The sequence below is a fragment of the Leifsonia sp. 2MCAF36 genome (assembly GCF_052115525.1).
GTDB lineage: Bacteria > Actinomycetota > Actinomycetes > Actinomycetales > Microbacteriaceae > Leifsonia.
Window position 1 is genome coordinate 21,756 of sequence record NZ_JBFRGV010000006.1, and the last position, 26,367, is coordinate 48,122.

Consider the following 26,367-nt stretch of genomic DNA (forward strand, 5'->3'; position numbering starts at 1 on the left):
GAGGTGCTCGTAGTGGTCGTCGACACGCCGTACGCCAGCGCAAGTACGAGCACCTCGCGGTGGGTCAGCGGAAGTCGCGCGAGACGGTGCGGATGCCCGTGTCGAGGGATTCGAGCTTGTCGGCGATGATGTTGACCACGCCCTCCTCGCTCCGCTCCAGGATGCCGCGGACGATCATCGCCGGAGCCTGCCGGGCCACCCGGCGGTAGCGGTTCCAGACACCGACCGGGCACACCACGTTGACCATCCCGGTCTCGTCCTCGATGTTGAGGAAGGTCACCCCGGCCGCCGTCGCCGGACGCTGCCGGTGCGTGACCACCCCGCCGACCTCGATGCGGCGCCCCGACTCGCCGGCCGCGAGCGTGTCCGCCGGGTACACCCCGCGCGCGGCGAGGGCCGGGCGGAGGAACCGGATGGGGTGGTCGTCGGTCGAGATCCCGGTCGACCACAGGTCGCTGGCCAGCTGCTCGGCGGGGGAGAGCATCGGCAGCAGCGGCGGCTGCACGGTGATCGCCGTGCCCGCCAGGAACTCGGGCCGCTCCTGCGCGGCGTTGCCCGCCTCCCAGATCGCCTGCCGCCTGCTCAGGTCGAAGCCCTCGAACGCGCCCGCCGCGGCGAGCGCCTCCAACTGCCCGGTGTTCAGGCCGGTGCGGCGGGCCAGGTCGCCCAGGTCGCGGAACGGGCCGTACGCCTCCCGCTCGGCGACGATCCTCTCGGCGAGCTTCTGGCCGATGGAGGTGACCGCCGCGAGCCCCAGCCGGACGGCGTGGCCAGCGTCGCGGCGATGCGCGGCGAAGTCGAGCGGGACCGCCGGGTCGAACCGGTCGATCGGCGGCTGGTCCGCCTCCAGACACGGGTCGGAGCCGGTGGGCCCGGAGCCCGTGGGCCCGGAGCCGGTGGGTCGGGAACCCGTTGGCGCCGGCCGTTCGCCGTCCAGCGGCTCCAGCAGCGGGAACACGCCCGAGCGCTGGATGTCCGGCCGCTGCACCACGACGCCGTGCCGGCGGGCGTCGGCGGTGAGCGTTCGCGGCGAGTAGAAGCCCATGGGCTGGGCGCGCAGCAGCCCGGCCAGGAACGCTCCGGGGTAGTGCAGCTTCATCCACGAGCTCACGTACACCAGCAGGGCGAAGCTGATCGCGTGGCTCTCGGCGAAACCGAAGCTCGCGAACGCCTCGATCTTGCCGTAGATCGCGTCGGCGTCGTCGCCGGTGATGCCATTGTGCGCCATCCCCTCGTACAGCTTCGCCTTCAGCGCGTCGATCTTCTCCACCCCGCGCTTGGAGCCCATCGCCCGGCGCAGCTGGTCGGCGTCCTCCGCCGTGCAGTCGCCGACCGCGACCGCCATCTGCATCAGCTGCTCCTGGAACAACGGGACGCCCAACGTCCGCTCCAGCACAGGGACCAGCGCCGGGTGCAGGTAGCTGACCTTCTCCTTCCCGGTCTTGCGGCGGATGTACGGGTGCACCGCGCCGCCCTGGATGGGTCCAGGCCGGATCAGCGCGATCTCGATCACGAGGTCGTAGAAGCTGCGCGGCTGGAGGCGCGGCAGCGTGCCGATCTGGGCGCGGCTCTCCACCTGGAACACGCCGATCGAGTCGGCCCGGCAGAGCATGTCGTAGACGCCCGCCTCCTCCTTCGGGATGGTCTCCAGCGTCCACCGCTCGCCCAGCGACGCCGCGATGGTGCGCATCGAGTAGTCGAGCGCCGACAGCATCCCGAGACCCAGCAGGTCGAACTTGACCAGCCCCATCCACGCGCAGTCGTCCTTGTCCCACTGCAGCACGGTGCGGCCCTCCATGCGGGCGTGCTCGATCGGGCACACCTCGCCGACCGGCCGGTCGGTCAGCACCATGCCCCCCGAGTGGATGCCGAGGTGCCGCGGGAATTTCAGCACCTGCTGCGCCAGCCCCACCACGTCACCCGGGATGTCGTGGTCGTCGCTGGTCTGCACCGAACCCCAGGAGTCGATCTGCTTGCTCCAGGCGTCCTGCTGGCCGGTGGAGTAGCCGAGCGCCTTCGCCATGTCGCGCACCGCGTTCTTCGGCCGGTAGGTGATGACGTTGGCGACCTGGGCGGCGTTGTGCCGGCCGTACTTGCGGTAGACGTACTGGATGACCTCCTCGCGCCGGTCGGAGTCGAAGTCGACGTCGATGTCGGGCTCCTCCTCACGCATGCTGGAGAGGAACCGTTCGAACGGCAGGTCGTACTTGATCGAATCGACCGCGGTGATGCCGAGCAGGTAGACGACCGCCGAGTTGGCCGCCGAGCCGCGGCCCTGGCAGAGGATGCCCTGGCTGCGGGCGAAGCGCACGATGTCGTGCACGATGAGGAAGTAGCCGGGGAAGTCCTTCGCCTCGATCACATCCAGCTCGCGCTCGATGCGCTCCCGCTTGGCCGGGTTGCGGTCGAGGTCGGGGTAGCGTTCGGCGGCGCCGCGCCAGGTCAGCTCGCGCAGCCAGCTCATCGGCGTGTGCCCCTCCGGGACGTCCTGCTTCGGCAGCCGCGGCCGGGCGCTGCGCAGCCGGAAGGCGAGGTCGTCGGCGACCTCGACGGTGCGCTCGACGGCGCCGGGGTAGCGGGCGAAACGGCGGGCCATCTCGGCGCCGCTGCGCAGGTGCGCGGCCCCGGCGGCGGGCAGCCAGCCGTCGAGCCCGTCCAGGCTGCGCCGGGCGCGCACGGCCGAGACGGCGGTGGCGAGCGGGTACTGGGCCGGGCTCGCGTAGTGGACGTTGTTGGTCGCCACCGTCGGAAGCCCCAGCCGGCCGGCGATCCGGGCCAGGATGTCGTTCTCGGTGGAGTCGCGCGGGCCGCCCTGGTCGATCAGCTCGACCAGCACGTTGTCGTGACCGAACAGCTCGGTCAGCCGGGCGACCTCCCGCTCGGCGCCCCGCTCGCCGTGCTCGGCCAGGGCGAGACGGACGTCGCCCTTCCGGCAGCCGGTCAGCACCATCCACTCGCCGTCCGCCTGCTCGGACAGCTCGTCGAGGCGGTACAGCGGGCGCCCCTTCTCCTCACCGGCCAGCTGGCCGGCAGTGATCGCGGCGGCGAGCCGGTGGTAGCCCTCCTGCCGCCGGGCGAGCACGACCAGGTGACTGCCCTCGGGGTCGGGCTCTCCGTTCTGCGGCTTGGTGAGCGAGAGGGACAGCTCGGCGCCGAACACGGTCTTCACCCGGTCGTACGCCTCCGCCGCCTCGGCCAGGTGCACGACCCCGTACATCCCGTCGTGGTCGGTCAGCGCGAGCGCGTGCAGGCTCAGGCGGGTGGCCTCCTCCAGCAGCTCCTCCGGCGAGGAGGCGCCGTCGAGGAAGCTGAAGTTGCTGTGCGTGTGCAGCTCGGCGTACGGGACGGCGTCGCCGTCCGGGGCGTCCGGGATGGGCGCTGGCACGTACTTCTGCCGCTTTCGCGACGACGGCCGCTCGTCGGTCTGCTGCGCGGTGCGCCGCCCCGAGAGCTTCCGTTCGAACTCGGCCCACGGAATCGGCGGGTTGTCGAACCCCATCAGTCGTACCGTGCTTCCGCGAACCAGCCGGTGCCGGCGAGGGCGAGCAGCCACGCCGTCCCGTCCGCGTCGACCAGCTGGAAGCGGTACAGGGCGCGGGCGAGGGACGCATCCCACCACCGCTCCCGCACCGGCCACGGGCCTGCCCAGGAACCGACCGGGCGTGCATCCCCGGCCCGGCCGGTGGGGGAGAAGCGGGCGATCGGCGCGGTCACGTCGCCGCGGTCGGTCACCTCGACGGCCGCGCCCTCCTCGGTCAGCACGGCGACGGGACGCGGCACCTCGAACACGGTCGATGGCGCAGGTGCGGGCAGGGACCCCGGCCACGGACGGTCGGCGCGCGCGACGCCCACCGGCCGGTCGCCCCACGGCACCAGCACCTGCCGCTCGGCGGGCGCCCTCCCACCGGCGATGGTGGCCGTGAGCACGGCGTCATGCCCGAGCATGCTCTGCACGCGGGTGAGGCCGTGGTGGATGCGCTCATCGGCCCCGCCGCCCCAAAGGCCGTCCTCGTGGTGGCCGATGTCGTCGACCGCCGCAGGCTCCAGCACCACACGGGCGATCGGCGACGCCAGGCCCGAGTCGATCGCGCCGGCGCCCTGCAACTGCCAGCGCACCCGGTCCACCACATCCGGGGCGGAGAACAGCCGCGGGTGCAGCCAGGTGCGCTCGCCGACCCGGCCGGACTCGTCGGTCACCTCCACCCGCAGCGACGTGCACACCAGACCTGCCTTGGTGAGGCCGGCGACGAACTGCTCCGCCGTGCCGCGGACGGCGAAGGTCACCTGGTCGACCCGGTCGAGGGGAGGCTCGAACTCGATGGCGCGGTCGAGTTGCGCAGGCGGGGTGCGCGGCACCACCGCTGCACCGTCGAGCCCGCTGGCGAGGGTGTGCGCATGCTCGCCCCGCTCGCCGAACCGCTCCCGCATGTCGATGCGGGAGAGCGCGGCGATGTCGCCAAGGGTGTGCAGGCCGAGGCGGCGCAGCAGCGGCGTCAGATCGGCGAGCCCCAGCTGGGCCACCGTCAGGGGCGCCAGGAACGCGGGGGAGTCGCCCGCCGGGATGACGCGCACGCGGGCGCGGCCGGTGGAGCGGGCGGCCTGCTCGGCCGCGAACGGCCCGTCGGCGATGCCGACCCGCGCATCCGGGAGCCCCAGCCCCTCCAGGCAGCGGAGCAGCTCGGCCGCGGCCGCCTCCTCGCCGCCGTAGTAGCGGGCAGGACCCCGCGCCCGGAGCACGCACGTACCGGGGCGCACCGGCTGCACGCCGGGCGTGATCTCCTCGATGGCGGCGAGCACCGGCTCGAACGCGCGCCCATCCTGCACCGGGTCGTACGTGACCACCTCCAGCTGCGGGCAGCGGGCCTGCGCCTCGCGCATCCGCAGCCCGCGCTTCACGCCGTCGGCGCGCGCGGCGTCCGAGCAGGCGAACACGAGCCCCTTCTCGACCAGCGCCAGCGGCAGGTCGGCGGGGAGGTCGAGGGCCTGACGGGCCGCGATCACCGGCCAGTCGGGGCACCACAGCACGATCGCGCGGGTGACGGCCGCCTCGCGCGCGGTGGGCATCAGCTCACCGCCTCGAGGCGGGTGGGGGCGGATGCGCGGAAGCTCTCATCCACCGCCGGCAGCCACAGGTCGGCGGTGCGGCGTGTGCCGGAACCGCCGCGCGGCGCGGACTCCACCGTCACCCGGCGCGACGCGAGGTAGCCGTTGCCCGCGCCGAGACCGTCCCAACCGCTGCGGGCGACCGTGAGGGTGGCCTCCACCTGCGGCCAGTCGCCCGCGACGATGAGGGTCGCCTCCCGCTGCCGCAGCCGGGCGCTCAGCCGGGCGACGTCGCCGTCTTTCGCGCGGGACGGCGGCGCGACGACCACCACGCTGAGCACGTCGACGACGGCCGCGGTCACGGTCAGCCAGTCGGCGCCGGGATGCGGCACCAGCACCAGCCGCTCCAGGTCGATGCCGAACCGGCCGGCCGCCTCGGCGCCGAAGTCCGGCATCCCGACCACCCCGCACCACGCGCCGGCCGCGCTCGGGCCGGCCAGCATGGCCATCAGCAGCGTGGTCGACCCGTGCACCGAGTACGCCGCGCCCGCCTTGAGCGCGCCGCCGGGAAGCAGCGGAGAGAGCGCGGGATGCGTCTGCAGCGTCCGGCTCTCGAGCTTGGTGGCCTGCATTTGCCGGATGCGGGTCTGCAGCTCGTGCACCTGCGCCCGGTCGACGACCGGTTCGCTGAGGTGCTGGGCTGCGAGTGACACCCTCCTATTTTCGAACACATGTTCGAATCTGGCAAATGTATTTTGGAGCGTTCGTACCTTTGGGTTCAGCCGCCGGGTCCGTGGGGCGGGGACCGGCCGTCGGTCAGGGTTCGGTGACGAAGTCGATCAGCTGCTCGACACGGCCGAGAAGCTCAGGCTCCAGGTCCGAGTACGACCGCACCCGGCCCAGGATGCGTTTCCACGCGCGAGCGATGTCGGCCTGCGACTCGTGGGGCAGGCCGAGCGCGGCGCAGATGCCGTGCTTCCAAGGGACCGAACGTGGGATGGACGGCCACGCCGACAGGCCAACGCGGGCCGGCTTCACCGCCTGCCAGATGTCGATGTACGGATGCCCGACCACCAGGACGTGCGCGCCGTAGGGGCCGCGTGCCACCTGGTCGGCGATCCGGCTCTCTTTCGAGTTCGGAACGAGGTGGTCCACCAGCACCCCGATCCTGCGGCCGCGGTCGGGCCGGAACTCCTTCACGATCGCGTCCAGGTCGTCGACTCCCTCCAGGTACTCGACGACGACGCCCTCGACGCGCAGGTCGTCACCCCAGACGCGCTCCACGAGCTCCGCATCATGCTTGCCCTCGACGAAGATGCGGCTGGCGCGCGCGACCCGGGCCTTCTGATCGCCCACAGCGAACGATCCGGAGGCTGTGCGCGACCGACCCGCGGGCCCGCGGGCAGGAACCACGAGCCGCACCGCCCCGCCGTCGATGAGGAACGAACCGGTGAGCGGGAACACCCGCTTGGTGCCGAAGTAGTCCTCCAGCTCGACGGTCTGCGCCTCGATCCGGGTGACCGCGCCGCAGAATCCGCTGGCGGCGTCTTCGACGACGAGGTCTCTCACGGCCTCCACCGTGGGGACAGGCGTGCGCCCGGCGCCCTTCCAGTCGCCGGCGAGTACATCCGTTCCGTAGCGGTCGTCCATCACCCGATGGAGGCTATGCGACCGGACGCGGCACGTGGGGGAGCCACGCTGGGCTGGTCGGGAACGCCGCATCCCGAACGCCCGCGCCCTGCTTCTTGCCCGGGCCTCTCAGTCGAACACCCGCACCAGCCGCCAGGACCGGTCTACCGCGTCGTGGCGGACGTCGAACACGTGAGCGACGCCCTGCTCGTTCGTGCCCTGGAACCGCCAGCCTCCGATCTCGCGCGGAAGGCTCCCGACCGTGTAGCGGTGCTCGCCGAACGGACGCCACCACGCACAGACCTCCGCCCACACGGTGGGGGTGTCGGAGACGCGGTAGCGGGTGGATCGCCACACCAGCCTCGTGGGGATTCCGTCGTCGGTCGTCCACACGGCGACCGCCTCGTCGATCTCGGTCATGCTGCTCACCTCGCCTATCGAACATACGTTCGATAGCGAGTGTATCGCTCCGCCTCCGACGCTGCATCCTCATTCTTTCTCTAGACGGTGGTCCTGCGCCGGCGCAGGGTGTGCCAGACCGTGAGGCCGCCGACGAGGAGGAGCATCCCGCCGCCGGAGGACATCAGCAGGTCTGAGCCGAGGCCGCCCGTGAAGGGGATGTTCGGCACGGGCAGCTGTTTGTTCGCCACGTCGGGCAGCATGACCGTCGTGGCCCCTCTCGAGATGGTGACCAGGATCGGTGTGGAATCGATCAGGAAGCCGACGGGCGCCTGCGTCTCCACCAAGTGGTAGGTGCCCGGTCCTAGGTTGGTCAGCTGGAAGAGCCCTCCGATGGGATCACGGTCTGCACCCGTGCAGGATGCCGCCGACTCCGCGCGGCAATCCGACACGTCGATGGCCGGTCCGATCGGCTTGCCCGCCGTGCCGACCGGCGTGAGACTCCAGGCCGCACCCGTCAGGAGGTTCTTGGCCTTGGTCTCGTCGACCTTGTGCCACAACAGGTCGATGACGCGGACACGCACGAGAGTGGTGCACCGGGGATCAGCCGTGCCGACCGTGCAGGTGCTGCCTCGGGACTCCGAGACAGCCGCATTGACCAGCGTGTGGTCCCCGAGGTCGGGGCTGTTCACCGTGACCGAGTATGTGATCGTCGCCGATTCGCCAGGTTGCAAAGTGCCCACCCAGGAGAGCACCGGGGCGGTGTACGTCAGGGCGCCCGATGATGCCGAGTGATCGCCGTTGAACGAAGCTTCCCTGAGGACGTCGGTCAGGTCGTCGGACATGACGGCCCCGCCAAACGCCTGAGAGCCGGAATTGCGGAGAGTGATCTCGTAGTGCACCGTGTCTCCCGGCTCGACCTGCTGCTGCGGCGAGCTCTTCGTCACCGTCAGCGAGCACATATCGTCGGGCGTCTGCAGGACGAACGTCACGGGTGCGGTCTGGTTACTGTTCGGGCCGCCGGATCCCGTCCCCCCGTCGACGACCGCTCGGGCCGAGTTCGTCAGGTCCTGGTGAGGGGCGTCGCAGGCTTTCGGCGGTGCAATCGTTTTGAAGCAGAACTCGGGGGGTTCGCCCTTCCAACTGATCGAGATCTGCCCGGTGGCGACGCTCGCCACGTCTTTCGCCCCGACGAGTTCCACCGTGGCGGTGATCGACGTGATACTCGTGGGAATCGACGAGAGGTTCAGGCCCGCGCCGGCCGCGATCGAGACGTTGTCGTAGCCGGCGATGACAGCGCCCTTCTGATCCCGTAGCGTGACGAAGGCGTTCGAGTAGGCCGTGGGAGTAAGCCCGGGAAGCGCCAGCGTGTCCCATCCGCGGAACGATTGGGCACCGCTCCCGCAGTAGTACGCCGCCGGCGCCACCGTGAGGTTCTGCGGGGCGGAGTAGGTGCAACGCGCACCGGTTCGACCGTCGAAGAACGTGATCTGTCCTGAGTCCGAGGCGGCGACCAGGCACTCGGGACCCAGTTCCGTTGCGGGCTCGACGGTGTAGTTCCTCACGTTGGGAACGTTGATGAAGCCGGCGCAGGGCGGCACAGTCCCCGCGCCCGAGTACGAGGCGAAATCGCGGCAGATGACCTGATCGCCATTCGACACGTAAACCCTGGTACCGCGGGCGTAGACCGCTCCGGACGCCCCGTCCGCGGGGTTGTAGTTCGCCCCCGTTCCGGAATACGGGTTGCCGGCACGCAGGGTGAACGAACCGTTGAGATTCCAGCAGAGGTTGGAGCTGCTCGGACCATTCGGCACAGTGCACACGCCGATGAAGGCGCCAGACGTGGAAAGAATGGGCGCGAACACCGCTCCACCGAATCCCGAGCCCACCGTCGTCACCCATCCGTTCGCCCAGCCTGGGCACGGAGCGCCGAGTGTGATGTTGTAGCAGTACGTGCTCCATGGCCCGTCACCGACCCGGTGTGCGTTGGCGAAGACGTAGTCGCCGAAGGCGACAGCGGCGAAGATCTTTGGACTGTCGACACTCGTCAGAAGACCTGCGTATCCGCGGCAAGCGGAGCCGTCAGGCTTCAGGCAGATGAGGTCTGCCGACCCGTTGTTGACGGCAACACTGTAGCGATTGCCGTCCGAGGCCGGCATGCCGACGCCGCCGATCTGCGCCCCGATGTAGTTATTGCTGATGGCGCGGCCGGAGCGCGGGAGGTATCCGCAACTGGTCGGTGTCGTCGTGGTCAGGTCGAGGCAGCCCAATCCTGTGCTCGACGAGTCGGACAGCCCGGTGTACCAGTACAGCTTGTCGCCCGTGATCCAGGTGGAGTTCGCGGGGGCCGTTATGCCCGGGAACTGGGTGCCCGTCCCGACCCGTGTTCCGACCGTTGACGACCAGTACTGCGCGTTGCCGTCTGTCGGCCAGCCGGGACATGTTCCTCCCTCGATCCGGGCGCAGTACAAGACCTGCCCGGCCCAGTGGTGGAAGACGGCGTACACCAGACCGTTGTGGAGGACGGCATTGAAGGCATCCCCGCCGAGAGTGGAGAGGGTCGGCGGCTGCACGGCGGTGAACGGCGGGGACAGCTGTTGCGTTCCCGGGGGTGCCAGCGTGCCGGTGAAACCGATTCCTGTCGCTCCCGGCGGGGGAGTGCCGGGCTTCCACGAGGCTCCGCCGTCGGTGGAGTGCTGAGGGGTGAGTGTTCCGGCCGGGTTCGGGTTCGGCGGCAACTCCAATGATCCCGGAAGGTAGCTCCCGGCGTCGGAAGTGACATCGGTCACGGAGACGGATGCGTTGGCGTTGGCAGAGTTCAGAAGGCTGATGGTCCACTTGAGCGTGTCGCCGGGCGCGGCCGTGCCGACCAGGTTGCCGCGCGGGGAGTCGGCGGAGGACGCCGTCGATCCGCTCGTCAGGTTGACGCCTGTCTTGTAGAGCGTCGACGGTGCGGTGCTGCTCGCATTGGACAAGTACTGGGGCAGGACGAGAGAGGCGGCGAGAGCACCGACTGCGGTGCAGATGACGACGAAAGCGCCGACACGCCAGCGACGTGCTCGGCGGGCCAGGGATCTGGAACGACGCGCCATGATCTGCGTTTCCCCTCGGGTTCTCGGGTGAAGTCTTCCGGGGCGTTGGCGCCCTACTTGAGAAGACGGCGGATTCGCTGATCCGTGACGCAGCGGAGGGGCCCAATTCGAACAACGACGGGAATGCAAACATGGGTTCCCGCGACGCCATCCTGCGCGAGGTCCTCTCGCTCCGGCATACTGACGGACATGGCAGACATGGCGGATTCATCCGGCGCATCGTTGCGCCTCAGCAACGACGAGCGCGAACGGGCTGTCGCCGCCCTGCAGTCGCACGCCGGTCAGGGCCGGCTCAGCGACGCGGAACTGCAGACCCGAGCGGTGGCGGCGCGCTCAGCCGTCACTCGGGGAGACCTCGCCCCGCTGTTCGCCGACCTGCCCGGCGGCCTCCACCTCGACCCGGCCCAACAGCCGACCGCCCAGCAGCCGACCTCGCAGCAGCCGTACCCGCAGCCCGCCGCGCAGCAGCCGTATCCGCAGCCCTACGATTCCGGCGCCAGCTGGGGCGGCGGCAACCGGGAGCCGTCGAGCCGCTGGGGGCTGCTCATCGTCTCGGTGATCCCGTTCGTGTCGCTGATCCTGTTCTTCCTGACCGGGATGGCGTGGGGTTACCAGTACAGCTGGCTGTGGTTCCTGCTGATTCCGCTGGTGGGTGCGATCACGTACGGCACCGGCTCCGGCCGCCGCAGGTAACCCGAGGGCGCGGGGGCGTTACCCGATCGTCGCGCCGAACAGGAGTCCGAGGAGATACGTCGCCGCCGCTGCGCCGTAGCCGATGAGCAGCTGGCGTATGGCGCGTTTGAGCGGCGAGCCGCCGGAGAGCAAGCCGACGACGGCGCCCGTTCCCAGCAACACGATTCCGACGAGCAGGGCGGAGACGATGATCGCCGCCGTCCCGGTCAGCCCGAAGAGGAACGGCAGGATGGGGATGAGAGCTCCCGACGCGAAGAAGCAGAAACTCGATATGGCGGCATTCCATCCGGTGCCGATCGCCTCGTGCTCGTCCTCCGGTGCGTCGGACGTGACGGTCGCGATCGGGATGGGCGAGGTCACCGCCTGCAGGCCGGAGAGGACCTCACGCGCGTGTTCGGCCGCCTCCTCCGCCGACATTCCGCGCGCCCGGTAGACCAGGGTCAGTTCGTTCGCGTCCACGTCGAGGTGGGGGAGGGCCGACCCGGTGGCCGGGTTGGGGGAGGATGCCTCGAGCAGCTCCCGCTGGGATCGCACCGAGACGTACTCGCCCGCGCCCATGGAGAGCGCGCCGGCCAGCAGTCCGGAGATACCGGTCAGAAGGACGACGTGGCTCGCGACGCCGCTGGCACTGACGCCGAGGACGAGCGCCAGGTTGCTGACCAGACCGTCGTTGGCGCCGAACACGGCCGCGCGGAAGGTTCCGGAGAGCCGCTGCCGTCCGCGTGCGGCGAGCGCTCGCACGACCTCTTCGTGCACCTGCTCGTCGGCCGCCATCTGCGGGGTCGCGTCGCTGTCTGCGGCGTACGGGGAGCGGGCCTCGGCGCGCTGGGCGAGGGCGAGCACGAAGACGGACCCGAAACGGCGGGCCAGCCAGCCGAGCATCCGCGTGCGGACGTCGCCGCGCAGCGGTCGTCCAGCGCGCTCGCCGAGCAGGCCGACCCAGTGCTGTTCGTGGCGGCCCTCGGCCTCGGCGAGGGCGAGGAGGATCTCGCGCTCTTCGCCGCGGCGGCGGCTGGCCAGGTCGCGGTACACGGCGGCCTCAGCCCGTTCGTCGGCGAGATAGCGGCGCCACCTCTTGATGTCGGCGGGGCTCGGGGTGCGGGCTGCGGTCGTCATCCCCTCCAGTTTAGCCGCTCAGCCAGCGGGGGCCGGGGGCTTCCCGTCCACTCCTGAGTCGATTCCCAGTGCGGCCGCCGACCGGGTGAACCGCTCGCCCCAGTCCGCCGCTGCGAGGAGGGCCTCCTCCGGTCCGATGATCCGGAACGGCGCATCCACTGCGGCCAGCCCGAACAGAGCCCACTCGGCACTGTCGGCCGTGATGTGCACGGAACTCGTCCCGTCGCCGTTGTCTTCGACGGTGCACCAGCGCCCCAACACCTCGACCACTCGGTCGTGCGGCGCCTCGATCGTCGCGTCCACCACCATCGGCTCGACCATGCTGTGCAGGGACTCCCGCACGTACTCGGCCGCGTCTTCCGCCGGAAGCGCGCGCGGCCGGAACCGGTGGCCGGTGGTGCGCGGCTCGGCGATGCGGTCGAGGCGGAAGCTGCGCCAGTCGAAGCGCGTCAGGTCGTAGGCGACGAGATACCAGCGGCGCTCGATCGACACCAGCCGATGCGGCTCGACGGTGCGGGTGGAGGCCTGCCCGTCGCGGGCGACGTAGGCGAACTCGATCCGCTCCTCGTCGCGGCAGGCCTGGGCGAGGGCGGTGAGGATGCCCGGGTCGGCGGAGGGCGACGGTCCGAGCGCGGTCGAGAGGGTCGTCATCCGCAGCGCGTCGACGCGTCGTCGCAGTCGCGGTGGCATCACCTGCACGATCTTGGCCAGCGCGCGGACCGATGCCTCATCCACCCCGGCGATACCGCTCTGGGCCGCGGTGCGGAGGCCGACCGCGAGCGCCACGGCTTCGTCGTCGTCCACCACGAGCGGGGGCAGCGATGCGCCGGCCGCCAGCTGGTAGCCGCCCGCCACGCCGCGCGTGGCGTCGACGGGATAGCCGAGGTCGCGGAGCCGTTCGACGTCGCGCCGCAGTGTGCGGGGCGAGACGTCGAGGCGGTCTGCGAGCTCCTGACCCGGCCAGTAGCGGTGGGTCTGGAGCAGCGAGAGGAGCTGGAGTGCTCGGGAGCCGGTGCTTGCCATGCTTCCCATTGTGCCGAGCTTGCGGTCGGATAGTGTCCGCTATGGCCGCAATGCGGCTTCCGAACCCGATCAGTCGCCCGCGGTCACCGCAGGCACCAGCGCCTCCGCGCCCGGCCGGGACAACGTGAGCACAGCCTCCGTCACCCACGGTGAACGCTCCAACTCCTCCTCGACGTCCTGAAGGTCGACGGCCACGTCCGACTCGGGGTCGTTCCCGAGCAGGTCGACTGCGGCGACCAGGTAGAACCTCTCAGGGCCGACGTACTCGATGTGCAGGTAGGTGACCTTCTCGACCGCAGGGTGCCGCAGCAGCGCCGTGAGGACGAGCTGCCAGGCGCGGTCGGAACCCGGCTCGCCGACCAGGAACCGTCGATTCCGGTCGATGAGCACGACCGCGACGACCGCGAGCAGCACGCCGATCAGGATGGAGCCCAGCGCATCCCAGAACGGGTTGCCGGTCAGCTCGTGCAGCAGGAGGCCGAAGAAGGCGATCACCAGGCCGACGAGTGCCGCGGAGTCCTCCGCGAAGACGGCACGCAGGGTCGGATTGGAGGTGCGGAGCACATGCTCGAGGGTGCCCGTGCCGGTCGAGGACGCTTTCGCGTGCGCCTGCCGGTACGACTGGACGAACGAGATCCCCTCGAAGACGAACGCCGCCGCCAGCACGAGGTAGCCGACGAGGTACTCGGTGTCCTCCCGCTCGGCGCTGAGCGCGGACACGCCGTGCATGATCGACACGACCGCGCCGGCCGTGAAGAGGCCGACCGCCGCGAACAGGCTCCAGACGTACGCGCCGCGCCCGTAGCCTCCGGGGTGGGAGTCGTCCCGCGGCTTCGCTGCGGAGCGCTCCGCCTGGATCAGGAAGATCTCGTTGCCCGCGTCCGCCCACGAGTGAGCCGCCTCTGCGACCAGCGATGCGGACCCGGTGATCACCGCCGCGACCGTCTTGGCCAGCGCCACCAGGATGTTCGCGGCGAAGGCGAACAGGACGGTGAACAGGCTCGAGGACGACCGCTTCTTCCGGGGCATGGCGACACCATAGACCCGCCCGCAAAACGCCGGCGGCGCCGTCGGAGAAAGCAACAGGACCCCGGTCGATGACCGAGGCCCTGCGTTATGTGTCCGAGGGGGGACTTGAACCCCCACGCCCTATACGGGCACTAGCACCTCAAGCTAGCGCGTCTGCCATTTCCGCCACCCGGACTCAGGTGTGCGGCCTCCGGACTTCTCCGGCTGCCGAAGAAAAACCCTAGCATGGATTCCCCCGGCCGGATCACTCGGAACCTCAGCCCGGGCGTGGCGGGACGGGCCGTCCTCGCGCCCGGTAGCGTAATGGGATGACCGACGAACTCCGCACGTCCGAGTCCGGCCTCGACGAGACCGCGATCATCGCCCGCGATCTCATCCGTTTCGACACCACGAACTACGGTGAGGGCCGGTCGAACGGCGAGGCGGACGCCGCGGAGTACGTCGAGGCGAAGCTCGCGCAGCTGGGGCTGAAGCCGCAGGTCTTCGAGTCGGACCCGGGCCGTGCGAGCGTCGTCGCCCGCGTGGAGGGCGCAAACCCGGAGCTGCCCGCGCTCGTCGTCCACGGTCACCTCGACGTGGTGCCAGCCGACCCGCGCAACTGGACGGTCGATCCGTTCGGCGGAGAGATCACGGACGGCCTGCTCTGGGGCCGCGGCGCGGTCGACATGAAGAACATGGATGCGATGATCCTGACCGCGGTCGGCGACATCCTGAGCGCGGGGAAGCGGCCGGCGCGCGATCTGGTCGTAGCGTTCTTCGCCGATGAGGAGGACGGCGGCCGGCGCGGCTCGCACCACCTCGTCGACAACCATCCGGAACTCTTCGCGGGTGCGACGGAGGCGATCAGCGAGGTCGGCGGGTACTCCATCGATCTGGCCGGCCGACGCGCGTACCTGCTTCAGACCGGCGAGAAGTCGCTGGTCTGGATCAAGCTCATCGCGCGAGGCCGCGCCGCTCACGGCTCGCGCCTCATCCGCGACAATGCCATCACGAAGCTCGCGGAGGCGGTCGTGACTCTCGGCCGAGAGGAGTGGCCGCTGCAGCTCACGGCGACGACGACCCGCCTGATCGGCGAGCTCGGCCGCCTGCTCGACGTCGACCCGCAGCGCATCGGTCCTGATGAAGTCGTCATCCGCACCGGGACCGCGGCCGGCTTCATCCTCGCCACCCTGCGCACCACCACGAACCCGACCGTGCTCGAGGCCGGCTACAAGCACAACGTCATTCCGGACACGGCAGAGGCTCTGATCGACATCAGGACGCTCCCCGGCGAAGAGGATGCCGTGCTCGCCCGCGTGCGCGAGCTGATCGGGGACGACGTGGAGATCCAGGTGATGCACCGGGATATCGGCCTGGAGGCCGAGTTCGGCGGGGGCCTCGTCGACGCCATCACCGGGACGCTGCAGCAGCACGATCCGGGTGCGCCTGTGCTTCCGTACCTCCTGTCCGGCGGGACCGACAACAAGGCGCTGAGCAAGCTCGGAATCACCGGCTACGGCTTCGCACCGCTGCGGCTGCCCGCAGACCTCGACTTCCCCGGCATGTTCCACGGGGTGGACGAGCGGGTGCCGCTCGACGCGCTCGTGTTCGGGAGGACCGTGCTCCGCGACCTCCTCCGCACCTACTGACTCCGGGGACCTTCCGAACGCATGGACTTCATCAACGCTCTCATCCTCGGCCTCGTGCAGGGTCTCACCGAGTTCCTGCCGGTCTCGTCGTCGGCGCACATCCGCATCGTCGGGGAGCTGCTCGGGACCGGCGCGGACCCCGGTGCCCGGTTCACCGCGATCATCCAGTTGGGCACGGAAGCTGCCGTGGTGCTGTACTTCTGGCGCGATATCACGCGGATCATCAAACAGTGGTTCCGCGCCCTCTTCGGCCGCATCCCGCGCAACGACCCCGACGCGCGGATGGGCTGGCTGGTCATCCTCGGCAGTATCCCGATCGTGGTGCTCGGGCTGTTCTTCCAGAACCAGATCGAGACGACGTTCCGTTCGCTCTGGATCGTCGCGACGACCCTGATCGTCTTCGGCGTCCTGCTCGGGATCGCCGACTGGGTGGGCGCGAAGACCAAGCGGTTGCGCGAGCTAACCTGGCTTGACGGCATCATCTTCGGCCTGGCGCAGGCGCTGGCGCTGATCCCGGGTGTCTCGCGTTCGGGCGGCACGATCACAGCCGGCCTCTTCATGGGCTACCAGCGCCGGGCCGCTGCGCGCTACTCGTTCCTGCTGGCGCTTCCCGCGGTGTTCGGGAGCGGCTTCTATCAGCTGTACAAAGCGATCAAGGAGCCGTGCACGCAGGCTCTCGCCAGCGCGGGGACCTGCACGCCGGAGGTCTTCGGGCCGGTGGAGACCGCTGCGGCGACCATCGTCGCCTTCGTGGTCGGGCTGCTGGTGATCGCGTTCTTCATGGGCTACATCTCGCGACGCAGCTTCCTGCCGTTCGTGATCTACCGCATCGCCCTCGGTGTGCTTCTCATGGTGCTGCTCGCCACCGGCGTCCTGCAGGCGTAACCCGGCGCGTAAGCCTGCACGCGTGACCCGGCACGCGTCAGCCGCGGCGGGGGTCGTCGGGGGCGCGACCGGCGGTGCCGCCGTCGCGGCCGTCTCCGCGGCGGCGCAGGTAGCGCTCGAACTCCTGCGCGATCGCCTCGCCGCTCGCCTCGGGCGAGTCGACCGTGTCGCGCGCCTGCTCCAGCTGCTGGATGTAGGACGCCATCTCCTCGTCGTCGGCGGCGAGTGCGTCGATGCCCGCCTCCCAGGCGGCCGCTTCGTCGACCAGCGTTCCGCGCGGGATCGTCACATCGACCAGCTCCTCCAGCTTGTCGATCAGAGCCAACACCGCCTTCGGGCTGGGCGCGTTGTGCACGTAGTGGGGAACCGACGCCCAGATCATGATCGTCGGGATGCCGACGTCCTCCGCCCCTTCGGCCAGGGCGCTCAGGATGCCGACCGGCCCCTCGTAGTTCGAGCGCTCGACGCCGAGCTCAGCACGAACGGCGGCGTTGTCGCTGGAGGCGAAGACGGAGATCGGCCGGGTGTGCGGCACGTCGGCGAGCATCGCGCCGAGGAAGACGATCGCGCCGATGTCGGCCGCGAGTGCCACATCCATGATCTCGGCGGTGAAGCTCCGCCAGCTGCGGGACGGCTCGGTGCCGAGCAGCAGGAAGATGTTGCCCGCGTTGTCACCGGTGACCATCAGCTCGGCGTCGCCGGCGAGGTCTTCGGGGACCCGCCCGGGCAGGGACGGCCCGTACACCGCCGCAGACGGCCAGATCAGGCGCCGGCGCCCGTCGTCATCCGTCACCACCGGCCGGTTGAACTGGAAGTCGAAGTAGAGCTCCGGGTCGACCTCGGAGAGCTGCACCACCTCGAGCTGCTCCTTGAGCGTCTTCACCGCACCGCTGGCTGCCTCGCCCGCGTCGTTCCAGCCTTCGAACGCAACCACGAGGATGCGGCCGCCGAGGATGTTCTGTCCGTCAGTCACGAAGTCGTCCCTCGTCCTTCCCGGCGACCGGTCGGGGCGCCATCCCTCAAGGATAGGCCTGCGCCTCTGCCGATAGACTTGCCCGTTGTGACCGCGTCTTCCCCTCGCAGCGAACAGGCCCCCATCGAACAGGATGCGGCGGGCCTGCCTGCCGCCGTCCTGTGGGACATGGACGGTACCCTCGTCGACACCGAACCGTACTGGATGGCCTCCGAGCAAGAGCTGGTGGGCTCGTTCGGCGGCACCTGGACGCGCGACGACGGGCTGCTGCTCGTCGGCCTCGGTCTGTGGAACTCGGCCGAGATCCTCCGCTCGCGCGGCGTGGCGATGGAGGCGGACGAGATCGTCCACTGGCTGACCGACCGGGTGCAGCAGAAGCTCGACGAGGACGGCGTGCCGTGGCGGCCCGGGGCGCGCGAGCTGCTGCAGTCGCTGCGGGAGCGCGGGATCCGCACCGCTCTGGTGACCATGTCTGTGCGCCGCATGGCGGAGCAGATCGTCGGGCACATCCCCTTCCCGGCGTTCGATGCGATCGTCAGCGGCGACGAGGTGGACGAGCCGAAGCCCGCCCCGGAGCCCTACCTGCGCGCCGCGCGCCTGCTCGGCGTCGAGCCGGCCGACACCGTCGCCATCGAGGACTCGCTGGTCGGCGTGGCGTCGGCGGTCGCCTCCGGGGCGACGACCATCGGCGTCCCGCACATCGTTCCGCTCCCGGAGTCGGACCAGCACACGCTCTGGGAGTCGCTGGAGGGCCGCACGGCCGATGATGTCGTCGCGGTGGCCCGCGCACGTCGTGAGGCGGTCGGACGATGAACGAGACGCCCCGCAGCTCCGGCCCGTTCCGCGCCGGCGACCGCGTTCAGCTGACCGGTCCCAAGGGCCGGATGAACACCATCACTCTGGAACCGGGCAAGCAGTTCCACAGCCACCGCGGCGTGCTCGCGCACGACGACATCATCGGTCTCCCGGATGGCTCGGTCGTGACCAACAACGCCGGTGTCGAGCACCTGGCGCTCCGTCCGCTGCTCACCGACTTCGTGATGTCGATGCCGCGCGGCGCCGCGATCGTCTATCCGAAGGATGCGGCGCAGATCGTCGCCCTGGCGGACATCTTCCCGGGCGCGACCGTGGTGGAGGCGGGCGTCGGCTCCGGCGCTCTGTCCCTCTGGCTGCTGCGTGCGATCGGCCCGGAGGGCCGGCTGCTCTCGTTCGAGCGCCGCGAAGAGTTCGCCGAGGTCGCCCGTGCGAACGGCGCCACCTTCCTCGGTGCCGATCCGCAGAACTGGACGCTCACCGTCGGCGATCTGCAGGATGCGCTGCCCGCCGCGGTCGAGCCGGGAACGGTCGACCGGGTCGTCCTCGACATGCTCGCGCCGTGGGAGACGCTCGACGTGGTCACCGAGGCGCTCAAGCCGGGCGGTGTCGTCATCTGCTACGTCGCCACCGTCACCCAGCTCTCGCGTGTCGCCGAGGCGATCCGCGCCTCCGGTCACTTCACGCACCCGCAGTCGAACGAGACGATGGTGCGCGGCTGGCACGTCGAGGGTCTGGCGGTGCGCCCCGACCACCGGATGATCGCGCACACCGGCTTCCTCATCACCGCCCGGCGGCTGGCGCCCGGCACGGTCCTGCCCGAGCTCAAGCGGCGCCCGTCCAAATCCGACTACTCGGACGCGGATGTGGAGGCGTGGACGCCCGGAGCGCTGGGGGAGCGGCAGTCCAGCCCCAAGAGCCTGCGCAAGCGGATGCGGGAAGCGACCGCCAGTGCCGACCTCGCGAAGACTCGCGATGCCGAGGCCGACGGTAACGCGGACGCGGACGAGGACGCTCCGGGCGTCGGCTAGCATAAATGGGCCGCCTCAAGCCCCGATCGAAAGAGAACCCGTGCGCAGAGTCACCCTCGGAAGAACGTCCGCCGTCGTGCTCGCCGCAGGCCTCGTGGCCGCCGCGCTGACCGGGTGCTCCACGAACCCCAACCAGGATTGCGGCACCGCCCTCCCGTCTGGCCCGGCCTCGCAGTTGGTGGAGGCCACCGGCAAGATCGGTTCGAAGCCGAAGATCACGGTCCCGACGCCGCTCGACACGAAGAAGTCGGAGCGCAGCATCCTCACCGAGGGCAGCGGGGAGCAGGTCCACAAGGGCCAGGTCGTCGAGATCCAGTACACGATCCTCGACGGTGCGACCGGCTCTGTGCAGCAGACATCCTTCGGCAGCGGTGACACCTACCCGCTGGCGCTCGGCTCCGGGAACGCGACCCTGAGCAAGGGCCTCCAGTGCGCTCCCGTCGGATCGCGCGTCGCCGTCGTCATCTCGCCGAAGGATGCGGGCGGCTCCGGCGCCACAGGTTCCGGCGTGATCGTCGTCGACATCATGAAGGCGTACCTGGCGAAGGCGAACGGCGCGGTCCGGCCGTCGGTTTCGGGCTTCCCGACCGTGGTGCTGGCGCCGACCGGTCAGCCCGGCATCACCATCCCGTCGTCCGGTTCCGCCCCGAAGACACTCCGCACCGAGCAGCTGAAGGTCGGCGACGGCGGAACGGTCAAGAAGGACTCGCTCGTCATCCTGCAGTACACCGCCGTCGGCTGGGAGAACAAGAACGTCGTCTTCTCCAGCTGGCAGTCGGGCTCGCCGGATCTGGTATCCATCGGCACCGGCCAGAGCCAGCTGAACCAGGCCCTCCCGCAGGGCGTCCTCGGGCAGCTCGTCGGTAAGACGGTGGGTTCGCAGGTGGTCATCGAGGCGCCCACCGAGGGCCAGGTCCCCGCGGCGGCATGGGCCGTCGACATCCTGGGGATCCGCTAGCCCGCGGACTAGGATGGACGGGTGTCCCGTTCCTCGTCCTCGCCCGCGCGCGTCCCGGTCGAAGAGCGTCTGTTCAGCCTGGTGCTCGCCCTGCTCGCGACGGAGAACGGCCTGACCAAGAGCGAGATCCTGTCCACCGTGCAGGGCTACCGCCAGCGCTACGAGTCGCACGGCGACAACAGCAGCCTGGAGCGCCAGTTCGAGCGTGACAAGGACGACATCCGCGAACTCGGTGTCCCGCTGGAGACAGTGGAGGCTCCCGAGGCGTCGGGCAACAATCAGCTCCTGCGCTATCGCATTCCGAAAGGCGCATACGACCTGCCGGCCGATGTGAGCTTCTCGCCGGAGGAGCTCACACTGCTGGGCCTCGCGGCTGCCGTCTGGCGCGAGGGTTCGCTGTCGGGGGAGTCCCGGCGCGCCCTGATGAAGCTGCGTTCGCTCGGCGTCGAGGCCGACGATCCGGTGGTCGGCTACGCACCGCGGCTGCGGGTGCGGGAGAGCGCATTCGAGCCCTTCAACCAGGCCCTGGAACGGCACGTCCTGGTCCAGTTCCCGTATCTGAAGCCCGGCGAGAGCGCGTCGCGACAGCGCACGGTCGCCCCGCTTGCGCTGGTCCAGCACCAGGGCCGCTGGCACCTGCAGGGCATCGATCAGCAGGCGAACGGTTCCCGCACCTTCCTGCTGTCTCGCGTCGTCGGTCCCGTGAAGCTCACGTCGCAGGTGTTCGATCCCGAGCAGTACCGCGTCGGCGGCGAGGCGTTCGCCGAGCGCGCCCTCCTCGAGCTGGAGCGGATCTGGGAGTCGAACGTCGCCGAGATCGAGGTCACGGCGGGTACGGATGCGGCCACCCGGCTGGGCAAGCGTTACGGCGACGCGATTCCCGTCGGCGCAGACGGGCAGCCCGTGCGCCTGACCGTCAATTTCTCGGACAGCAACATCCTCGCGGACCAGCTGGCCTCGTTCGGTCCGGAGGTGCTCGTGCTGGCGCCGCAGGAGCTGCGCGACCAGGTGCTGCAGCGACTGGAAGCGGTCGTCGCCGCTCACGCAAGCGCACACAGTGCCCCGGCTGACGCCGCGGGGGAGGCCGCAGATGGCTGAGCGCCGCAAGCCAATGCAAGCGCAGGACAAGCTCGCCTTCCTCCTCGCTCTCGTCCCGTACCTGATGGACCGTGACCGGGTCAGCGTCGCCGAGGCCGCCGACCACTTCGGCGTCGAGCAGGAGCAGCTGCGCGACGCGGTCCGCCTGATCGCGGTGTCGGGCATCCCCGGCGAGACGAACGCCTATCAGCCCGGCGACCTGTTCGACATCGCCTGGGACGACTTCGAGGAGAACGACCAGATCGTCCTCACCCACCAGGTGGCCATCGACGACTCGCCGCGCTTCTCGGCGCGCGAGGCTGCGGCGCTGATCGCGGGCCTGCAATACCTCACAGCGCTGCCCGAGAACGCCGACCGGGATGCGATCGGCTCGCTGATGGCGAAGCTCGCCCGCGGCGCCTCCGCGGCGCCCAGTCAGCTCGCGGTGGCCCGGTCGGAGACGGACGAAGCACTCGCGACCATCCGTGACGCGGTCATCGCCGGCGTGCAGGTCGAGTTCGACTACCTGAGCTCGCGCGGCGAGCGAGAGCGCCGCCGGGTCGATCCGCTGCGGATCGAGTCGGTCGACCAGGACTGGTACCTGCGCGGCTGGGACCACCTCCGCACCGCCATCCGCACCTTCCGCCTCGACCGCATCGACGACCTGGTCGCGACCGCGGAGCCGATCACCTACCGTCCGGGCGATGTGAAGCTCCCGGAGACGCTGTTCACCGGCACGGACGACGACCAACTGGTGACGGTCGACGTCTCCGCCTCGGCCATCCGCCTGATCGAGGACTACATCCCGGAAGGCGCCGAGCGCGCCGAGCGCGCCGAGCGCGGCGGCATCATCCGCACCAGCGTCCGCGTCGCCCACTTCCACGGGCTCAAACGGCTGGTCGCCGGGCTCTCCGGCGTGCTCACGGTGCTCGACCCTCCTGAGGCGCGCCAAGTCGTGGCCGGCTGGGCCCGCGCCGGCGCGGAACGGTACACCGGCGCCTCCGACCTCCACCGGTAGGCTGGGCGCATGCCCTGGTGGTCGTGGCTGGTGATCTGGACCGTGCTCGTACTCGGTCTCCTCGGCATGCTCGTCTTCTTCGCCTGGTGGCTGTTCCGCAAGCTCATGGCGGCGGGGCGCGAGGCGGCGGCGCTCATGGACAAGACGGAGGTGCTGTCTCGTCGCGCCGACGAATTGCACGAACGCTTCGAACCAGCCGTGCTCGCCGACGCGGGGGAGCTGCTCGCCGAGCGCCACGGCAAGCTCGCCGAGCGCGCGATGGCCAGGCAAGCTCGCAGGGACGCCAGAGTCAGGCGCGGTAGACTACTTGTCGATGTGGACCCGGCAACGGTTCCCGATCGCTTCGCCCACCTTTTGAGAAGGACCTGATCTCATGTTCGCAGGACTGACCGGATGGCATCTGCTCATCATCCTCGCCGTGATCCTGCTGCTCTTCGGTGCGCCGAAGCTTCCCGGGCTCGCCAAGAGCATCGGCCAGTCCATGCGCATCTTCAAGGGCGAGGTCGAGGAGATGAAGAAGGACGGCAAGTCGGACCAGGCCGCTGACGGCACGGCCCAGAACACCGCCTCCTCCAGCCCGGCCGCACAGGCGCCGGCTGCGCCGACGCCGGTCGTTCCGGCTCCGGTCGACCCCTCGACCGAATCCAAGCCGAAGCCCTAGCCCGGTGGCCTCCACCAAGCGAGGCTCGAGCCGCGAAGGACGGATGACGCTCGCCGAGCACTTCATCGAGCTTCGCAAGCGCCTCTTCCGTTCCGCCCTTGCCCTGGTGGTGGGCGCGGTCATCGGGTGGTTCCTCAGCGACTATGTGATGGACGCGATGCGCGGCCCGATCACGGACATCGCCAAGCAGCAGGGCCGCCAGGCGATGCTCAACTATGACAGCATCACCGGCGCGTTCGACCTGAAGATGCAGGTCGCGATCACCATCGGCGCGATCATCTCCAGCCCGGTCTGGCTCTACCAGATCTGGGCGTTCTTCGTTCCGGCGATGACGCGCAAAGAGCTGAAGTACGGTTTCGGCTTCTTCTTCACGGCCGTCCCGCTCTTCATCGCCGGGGGAGTGACCGGCTGGCTGCTCGTCCCGCACATCGTGAGCCTGCTGACCAGTTTTGCGCCAGAGGCCGACTCGGCCATCATCGGCGCCAAGACCTACTTCGACTTCATCCTCAAGCTCGTCATCGCCGTCGGGATCGCCTTCGTGCTTCCCGTCTTCCTCGTGCTGCTGAACTTCGTGGGCGTGCTGAGCGCGAAGTCGATCATCGCGTCGTGGCGCTGGGCGCTCATCCTGATCGCGCTGTTCACTGCGATCGCCACGCCCGCGGCCGACGTGCTGTCGATGTTCCTGCTGGCGATCCCGATGGTGGCGCTGTACTTCGCCGCGTACGGGGTGGCCTGGCTGCACGACCGCCGCGCGGTCAAGATCGCGAACCGGTTGGAAGCAGAGCTCGCCGCTTAGCGCTGCCACGCGCCCGGCCCAGAGCCAGTCCCCGCGTCGTGTCCCCGCCCGGGCATAGGCTGGACGGGTGACCGACCAGACGCTCTCGCCGGCGGAGCGGTACTCCGCCTCGCGCGACCGGGCCCGCCAGCCCCTGCTCGAGACCTTCCGGGAGGGGCTCCGCTTCGACCTGGACCCGTTCCAGCGGGAGGCATGCGCCTCCCTGGAGCGCGGCAGCAGCGTCCTGGTGGCTGCGCCCACCGGCGCCGGCAAGACGATCGTCGCCGAGTTCGCGGTGTTCCTGGCGATGCGGGAGGCCAACGCGAAGGTCTTCTACACGACGCCGATGAAGGCGCTGAGCAACCAAAAGTTCCAGGAGTTCGTCGACGCGTACGGACCGGAGTCGGTTGGCCTGCTGACCGGCGACACGAACATCAACTCGCGGGCCCGGATCGTCGTCATGACGACCGAGGTGCTCCGCAACATGCTGTATGCCGACTCCGACCTGCTCACCGATCTCGCCTACGTGGTCATGGACGAGGTGCACTACCTGGCCGACCGGTTCCGTGGCGCCGTGTGGGAGGAGGTCATCATCCACCTGCCGTCGGAGGTGCGGATGGTGTCGCTCAGCGCCACGGTGTCGAACGCGGAAGAGTTCGGCGACTGGCTGCAGGCGGTGCGCGGGGACACCGAGGTGATCGTGTCGGAGGAGCGGCCGGTGCCGCTGGAGCAGCACATCCTGATGCGGTCGAAACTCATCGACCTGTTCGACTCCTCGGGGTTGGCGGCGACCAACCGGGTGAATCCCGAACTGGTGCAGATGGCGCGCTACGGCGGTCGGGTGCTGAGCAGCCGGCAGATGCGCGACGTCGGTCGCTACCACTCGAAGGGCGGCCGCCCCGACGGCTACCGGATGAACCGGGCCGACCTCGTCGCGTTGCTCAACGACCGCAACCTGCTGCCCGCGATCTTCTTCATCTTCAGCCGCAACGGCTGCGACGCCGCGGTGAAGCAGGTGCTGCGCGGAGGCGTGCGGCTGACCGAGCAGCACGAGCGCGACGAGATCCGCGAGATCGTCGAGGACCGCTGCCGCACGCTGCTCGATGAAGACCTCGCCGTGCTCGGCTACTGGGAGTGGCTGGAGGGCCTGGAGCGCGGGGTCGCCGCGCACCACGCGGGCATGCTGCCCGCCTTCAAGGAGGTCGTCGAGGAGCTGTTCCGCCGCAAGCTCGTCAAGGTCGTCTTCGCGACCGAGACGCTCGCCCTCGGCATCAACATGCCGGCGCGCACGGTCGTGCTGGAGAAGCTGGAGAAGTTCAACGGTGAGGCGCGCGTCCCGATCACGCCGGGGGAGTACACGCAGCTGACCGGCCGGGCCGGCCGCCGTGGCATCGACGTCGAGGGACACTCGGTCATCCAGTGGGAGGACGGACTCGACCCGCAGTCGGTCGCGTCGCTCGCCTCCCGGCGCAGCTATCCGCTGAACTCCAGCTTCCGCCCGACGTACAACATGGCCGTCAACCTGATCGACCAGTTCGGACGGCCGCGCACCCGCGAGATCCTGGAGTCGTCCTTCGCGCAGTTCCAGGCCGACCGCGCGGTCGTCGACCTGGCGAGGAAGGCGCTGCAGCAGGAGCAGTCGCTGGCCGGCTACGAAGAGGCGATGACCTGCCACCTCGGCGACTTCAGAGAATACTTCAACATCCGGCGAGAGCTGACGGACCTGGAGCGCAAGGGTTCCCGCATCGAGTCGGCGTCGAACAGCGACCGTGAGAAGCGGCAGCATCAGCTCGCCGCGCTCCGCAAACGGATGAAGGACCATCCCTGTCACCGGTGCACCGAGCGGGAGCAGCACGCCCGCTGGGCCGAGCGCTGGTGGATGCTGAAGCGCGACACAGACAAGCTACGTTCGCAGATCCAGTCGCGTACCGGCGCGGTCGCCAAGGTGTTCGACCGGGTGTCGGATGTTCTGCTCGAGCTGGGCTACCTCCAGCAGGCGGACGGCGAGGTTGCACTCACGGTGCACGGCCGCACGCTCAAGCGCATCTACGGCGAGCGGGACCTCCTGGTCGCCGAGTGCCTGCGCCGCAACGTCTGGAAGGACCTCGACGCGCCCGGACTCGCCGCCATGGCGTGTGCGCTGGTCTTCGAGCCGCGCCGGGACGACGGGCTCGCCAACGAGCGGACCCTCCCTCGGGGTGCCTTCCGTCCCGCCCTGGAGCGGACCACGGACCTGTGGAGCAAGCTGGACGACCTGGAGCAGGACAACCGGCTCCCCGGGAGCGAGCCTCCCTCGACGACCATTTCGCTCGCGATGTGGATGTGGTCGCGCGGTTCAGGGCTCGATGCGGTGCTCTCCGAGGCCGACATGGCCGCCGGTGACTTCGTCCGCTGGGCGAAGCAGACGATCGACCTGCTCGACCAGCTGTCGCTCGTGGCTCAGGGGAACGTCGGCCGTGTCGCCCGGCAGGCGCTCGAGTCCATCCGCCGCGGCATCGTGGCGTACTCGTCGGTCGCCTGAGTG

The 26,367-nt window shown here is 69.9% G+C and carries 22 protein-coding genes and 1 tRNA gene; 12 read left to right on the forward strand and 11 right to left on the reverse strand.

Features of this window, described 5'->3' with window-relative positions:
- Positions 1-64: 64 nt before the first annotated feature.
- The 6 genes from AB4079_RS10165 to AB4079_RS10190 all read right to left on the reverse strand — a co-directional run bounded on the left by AB4079_RS10165 (position 65) and on the right by AB4079_RS10190 (position 10,163).
- Positions 65-3,499, reverse strand: coding sequence for an error-prone DNA polymerase (locus AB4079_RS10165; protein WP_441787179.1), 3,435 nt, complete (start codon positions 3,497-3,499; stop codon positions 65-67).
- Positions 3,499-5,064: a DNA polymerase Y family protein gene (locus AB4079_RS10170; protein ID WP_441787180.1), complete on the reverse strand. Its 1,566-nt coding sequence runs from the start codon at positions 5,062-5,064 to the stop codon at positions 3,499-3,501. Before AB4079_RS10170 ends, AB4079_RS10165 begins: the two co-directional genes overlap by 1 nt.
- Entirely contained in the window at positions 5,064-5,756 is a 693-nt protein-coding gene (locus AB4079_RS10175; RefSeq protein ID WP_441787181.1) for a hypothetical protein, read from the reverse strand. The genes AB4079_RS10170 and AB4079_RS10175 overlap by 1 nt, the downstream gene beginning before the upstream one ends.
- Before the next feature lie 103 nt (positions 5,757-5,859).
- The gene (locus AB4079_RS10180) at positions 5,860-6,693 is read right to left on the reverse strand and encodes a DUF3097 domain-containing protein (protein WP_441787547.1); all 834 of its coding nucleotides are present in this window, start codon (positions 6,691-6,693) and stop codon (positions 5,860-5,862) included.
- A gap of 108 nt (positions 6,694-6,801) precedes the next feature.
- Positions 6,802-7,092, reverse strand: coding sequence for a DUF6504 family protein (locus AB4079_RS10185; protein WP_441787182.1), 291 nt, complete (start codon positions 7,090-7,092; stop codon positions 6,802-6,804).
- Positions 7,093-7,172: 80 nt separating this feature from the next.
- Positions 7,173-10,163: a DUF7927 domain-containing protein gene (locus tag AB4079_RS10190; protein ID WP_441787183.1), complete on the reverse strand. Its 2,991-nt coding sequence runs from the start codon at positions 10,161-10,163 to the stop codon at positions 7,173-7,175.
- Between the two features lie 189 nt (positions 10,164-10,352).
- Between AB4079_RS10190 and AB4079_RS10195 the strand changes: the two genes are divergently transcribed.
- The gene (locus tag AB4079_RS10195; protein WP_441787184.1) at positions 10,353-10,856 is read left to right on the forward strand and encodes a DUF1707 domain-containing protein; all 504 of its coding nucleotides are present in this window, start codon (positions 10,353-10,355) and stop codon (positions 10,854-10,856) included.
- 18 nt (positions 10,857-10,874) lie between these two features.
- Here AB4079_RS10195 and AB4079_RS10200 read toward each other — a convergent pair whose 3' ends face one another.
- The 4 genes from AB4079_RS10200 to AB4079_RS10215 form a co-directional block, all read right to left on the reverse strand.
- Entirely contained in the window at positions 10,875-11,972 is a 1,098-nt protein-coding gene (locus tag AB4079_RS10200) for a VIT1/CCC1 transporter family protein (RefSeq protein ID WP_441787185.1), read from the reverse strand.
- A gap of 18 nt (positions 11,973-11,990) precedes the next feature.
- A complete protein-coding gene (locus tag AB4079_RS10205) occupies positions 11,991-12,995 on the reverse strand; it encodes a helix-turn-helix transcriptional regulator (RefSeq protein ID WP_441787186.1) in 1,005 nt (334 codons plus the stop codon).
- A gap of 69 nt (positions 12,996-13,064) precedes the next feature.
- Positions 13,065-14,024, reverse strand: coding sequence for a cation diffusion facilitator family transporter (locus tag AB4079_RS10210; RefSeq protein WP_441787187.1), 960 nt, complete (start codon positions 14,022-14,024; stop codon positions 13,065-13,067).
- 90 nt (positions 14,025-14,114) lie between these two features.
- Positions 14,115-14,199, reverse strand: a tRNA-Leu gene (locus AB4079_RS10215).
- 133 nt (positions 14,200-14,332) lie between these two features.
- On the opposite strand from AB4079_RS10215, the gene AB4079_RS10220 reads away from it, so the two are divergent.
- The gene (locus AB4079_RS10220; protein ID WP_441787188.1) at positions 14,333-15,652 is read left to right on the forward strand and encodes a M20/M25/M40 family metallo-hydrolase; all 1,320 of its coding nucleotides are present in this window, start codon (positions 14,333-14,335) and stop codon (positions 15,650-15,652) included.
- A gap of 21 nt (positions 15,653-15,673) precedes the next feature.
- Positions 15,674-16,537 carry an undecaprenyl-diphosphate phosphatase gene (locus tag AB4079_RS10225; RefSeq protein ID WP_441787189.1) on the forward strand — a complete coding sequence of 288 codons (864 nt, stop codon included), beginning with the start codon at positions 15,674-15,676 and terminating at the stop codon, positions 16,535-16,537.
- A 37-nt stretch (positions 16,538-16,574) separates the two neighbouring features.
- Here the strand turns inward: AB4079_RS10225 and AB4079_RS10230 are convergent, their stop codons facing one another.
- Positions 16,575-17,510: a proteasome assembly chaperone family protein gene (locus AB4079_RS10230; RefSeq protein ID WP_441787190.1), complete on the reverse strand. Its 936-nt coding sequence runs from the start codon at positions 17,508-17,510 to the stop codon at positions 16,575-16,577.
- 87 nt (positions 17,511-17,597) lie between these two features.
- Between AB4079_RS10230 and AB4079_RS10235 the strand changes: the two genes are divergently transcribed.
- From AB4079_RS10235 to AB4079_RS10275, 9 genes are all read left to right on the forward strand, one after another.
- Complete coding sequence (locus tag AB4079_RS10235) at positions 17,598-18,323, forward strand: HAD family hydrolase (protein WP_441787191.1); 726 nt, start codon at positions 17,598-17,600, stop codon at positions 18,321-18,323.
- Complete coding sequence (locus AB4079_RS10240) at positions 18,320-19,354, forward strand: tRNA (adenine-N1)-methyltransferase (protein WP_441787192.1); 1,035 nt, start codon at positions 18,320-18,322, stop codon at positions 19,352-19,354. Before AB4079_RS10235 ends, AB4079_RS10240 begins: the two co-directional genes overlap by 4 nt.
- A 40-nt stretch (positions 19,355-19,394) precedes the next feature.
- Positions 19,395-20,312: a peptidylprolyl isomerase gene (locus AB4079_RS10245; protein WP_441787193.1), complete on the forward strand. Its 918-nt coding sequence runs from the start codon at positions 19,395-19,397 to the stop codon at positions 20,310-20,312.
- A 21-nt stretch (positions 20,313-20,333) separates the two neighbouring features.
- A complete protein-coding gene (locus tag AB4079_RS10250; protein ID WP_441787194.1) occupies positions 20,334-21,410 on the forward strand; it encodes a helix-turn-helix transcriptional regulator in 1,077 nt (358 codons plus the stop codon).
- A complete protein-coding gene (locus AB4079_RS10255; RefSeq protein WP_441787195.1) occupies positions 21,403-22,407 on the forward strand; it encodes a helix-turn-helix transcriptional regulator in 1,005 nt (334 codons plus the stop codon). Before AB4079_RS10250 ends, AB4079_RS10255 begins: the two co-directional genes overlap by 8 nt.
- A 9-nt stretch (positions 22,408-22,416) precedes the next feature.
- Positions 22,417-22,776: a hypothetical protein gene (locus tag AB4079_RS10260; RefSeq protein WP_441787196.1), complete on the forward strand. Its 360-nt coding sequence runs from the start codon at positions 22,417-22,419 to the stop codon at positions 22,774-22,776.
- Between the two features lie 4 nt (positions 22,777-22,780).
- Positions 22,781-23,068 carry a Sec-independent protein translocase subunit TatA gene (gene tatA / locus AB4079_RS10265; protein ID WP_441787197.1) on the forward strand — a complete coding sequence of 96 codons (288 nt, stop codon included), beginning with the start codon at positions 22,781-22,783 and terminating at the stop codon, positions 23,066-23,068.
- 43 nt (positions 23,069-23,111) lie between these two features.
- Positions 23,112-23,864 carry a twin-arginine translocase subunit TatC gene (gene tatC / locus AB4079_RS10270; protein WP_441787548.1) on the forward strand — a complete coding sequence of 251 codons (753 nt, stop codon included), beginning with the start codon at positions 23,112-23,114 and terminating at the stop codon, positions 23,862-23,864.
- 67 nt (positions 23,865-23,931) lie between these two features.
- Positions 23,932-26,364: a DEAD/DEAH box helicase gene (locus AB4079_RS10275; protein WP_441787198.1), complete on the forward strand. Its 2,433-nt coding sequence runs from the start codon at positions 23,932-23,934 to the stop codon at positions 26,362-26,364.
- Positions 26,365-26,367: the final 3 nt, after the last annotated feature.

Excerpts from the sequence above, each read along its gene's own strand:
- AB4079_RS10165 (WP_441787179.1), bottom strand. The coding sequence starts at position 3,499 with ATGGGGTTCGACAACCCGCCGATTCCGTGGGCCGAGTTCGAACGGAAG.
- AB4079_RS10170 (WP_441787180.1), bottom strand. The coding sequence starts at position 5,064 with ATGCCCACCGCGCGCGAGGCGGCCGTCACCCGCGCGATCGTGCTGTGG.
- AB4079_RS10180 (WP_441787547.1), bottom strand. The coding sequence starts at position 6,693 with ATGGACGACCGCTACGGAACGGATGTACTCGCCGGCGACTGGAAGGGC.
- AB4079_RS10185 (WP_441787182.1), bottom strand. The coding sequence starts at position 7,092 with ATGACCGAGATCGACGAGGCGGTCGCCGTGTGGACGACCGACGACGGA.
- AB4079_RS10190 (WP_441787183.1), bottom strand. The coding sequence starts at position 10,163 with ATGGCGCGTCGTTCCAGATCCCTGGCCCGCCGAGCACGTCGCTGGCGT.
- AB4079_RS10195 (WP_441787184.1), top strand. The coding sequence starts at position 10,353 with ATGGCAGACATGGCGGATTCATCCGGCGCATCGTTGCGCCTCAGCAAC.
- AB4079_RS10200 (WP_441787185.1), bottom strand. The coding sequence starts at position 11,972 with ATGACGACCGCAGCCCGCACCCCGAGCCCCGCCGACATCAAGAGGTGG.
- AB4079_RS10205 (WP_441787186.1), bottom strand. The coding sequence starts at position 12,995 with ATGGCAAGCACCGGCTCCCGAGCACTCCAGCTCCTCTCGCTGCTCCAG.
- AB4079_RS10210 (WP_441787187.1), bottom strand. The coding sequence starts at position 14,024 with ATGCCCCGGAAGAAGCGGTCGTCCTCGAGCCTGTTCACCGTCCTGTTC.
- AB4079_RS10220 (WP_441787188.1), top strand. The coding sequence starts at position 14,333 with ATGACCGACGAACTCCGCACGTCCGAGTCCGGCCTCGACGAGACCGCG.
- AB4079_RS10225 (WP_441787189.1), top strand. The coding sequence starts at position 15,674 with ATGGACTTCATCAACGCTCTCATCCTCGGCCTCGTGCAGGGTCTCACC.
- AB4079_RS10240 (WP_441787192.1), top strand. The coding sequence starts at position 18,320 with ATGAACGAGACGCCCCGCAGCTCCGGCCCGTTCCGCGCCGGCGACCGC.
- AB4079_RS10255 (WP_441787195.1), top strand. The coding sequence starts at position 21,403 with ATGGCTGAGCGCCGCAAGCCAATGCAAGCGCAGGACAAGCTCGCCTTC.
- AB4079_RS10260 (WP_441787196.1), top strand. The coding sequence starts at position 22,417 with ATGCCCTGGTGGTCGTGGCTGGTGATCTGGACCGTGCTCGTACTCGGT.
- tatA (WP_441787197.1), top strand. The coding sequence starts at position 22,781 with ATGTTCGCAGGACTGACCGGATGGCATCTGCTCATCATCCTCGCCGTG.
- tatC (WP_441787548.1), top strand. The coding sequence starts at position 23,112 with ATGACGCTCGCCGAGCACTTCATCGAGCTTCGCAAGCGCCTCTTCCGT.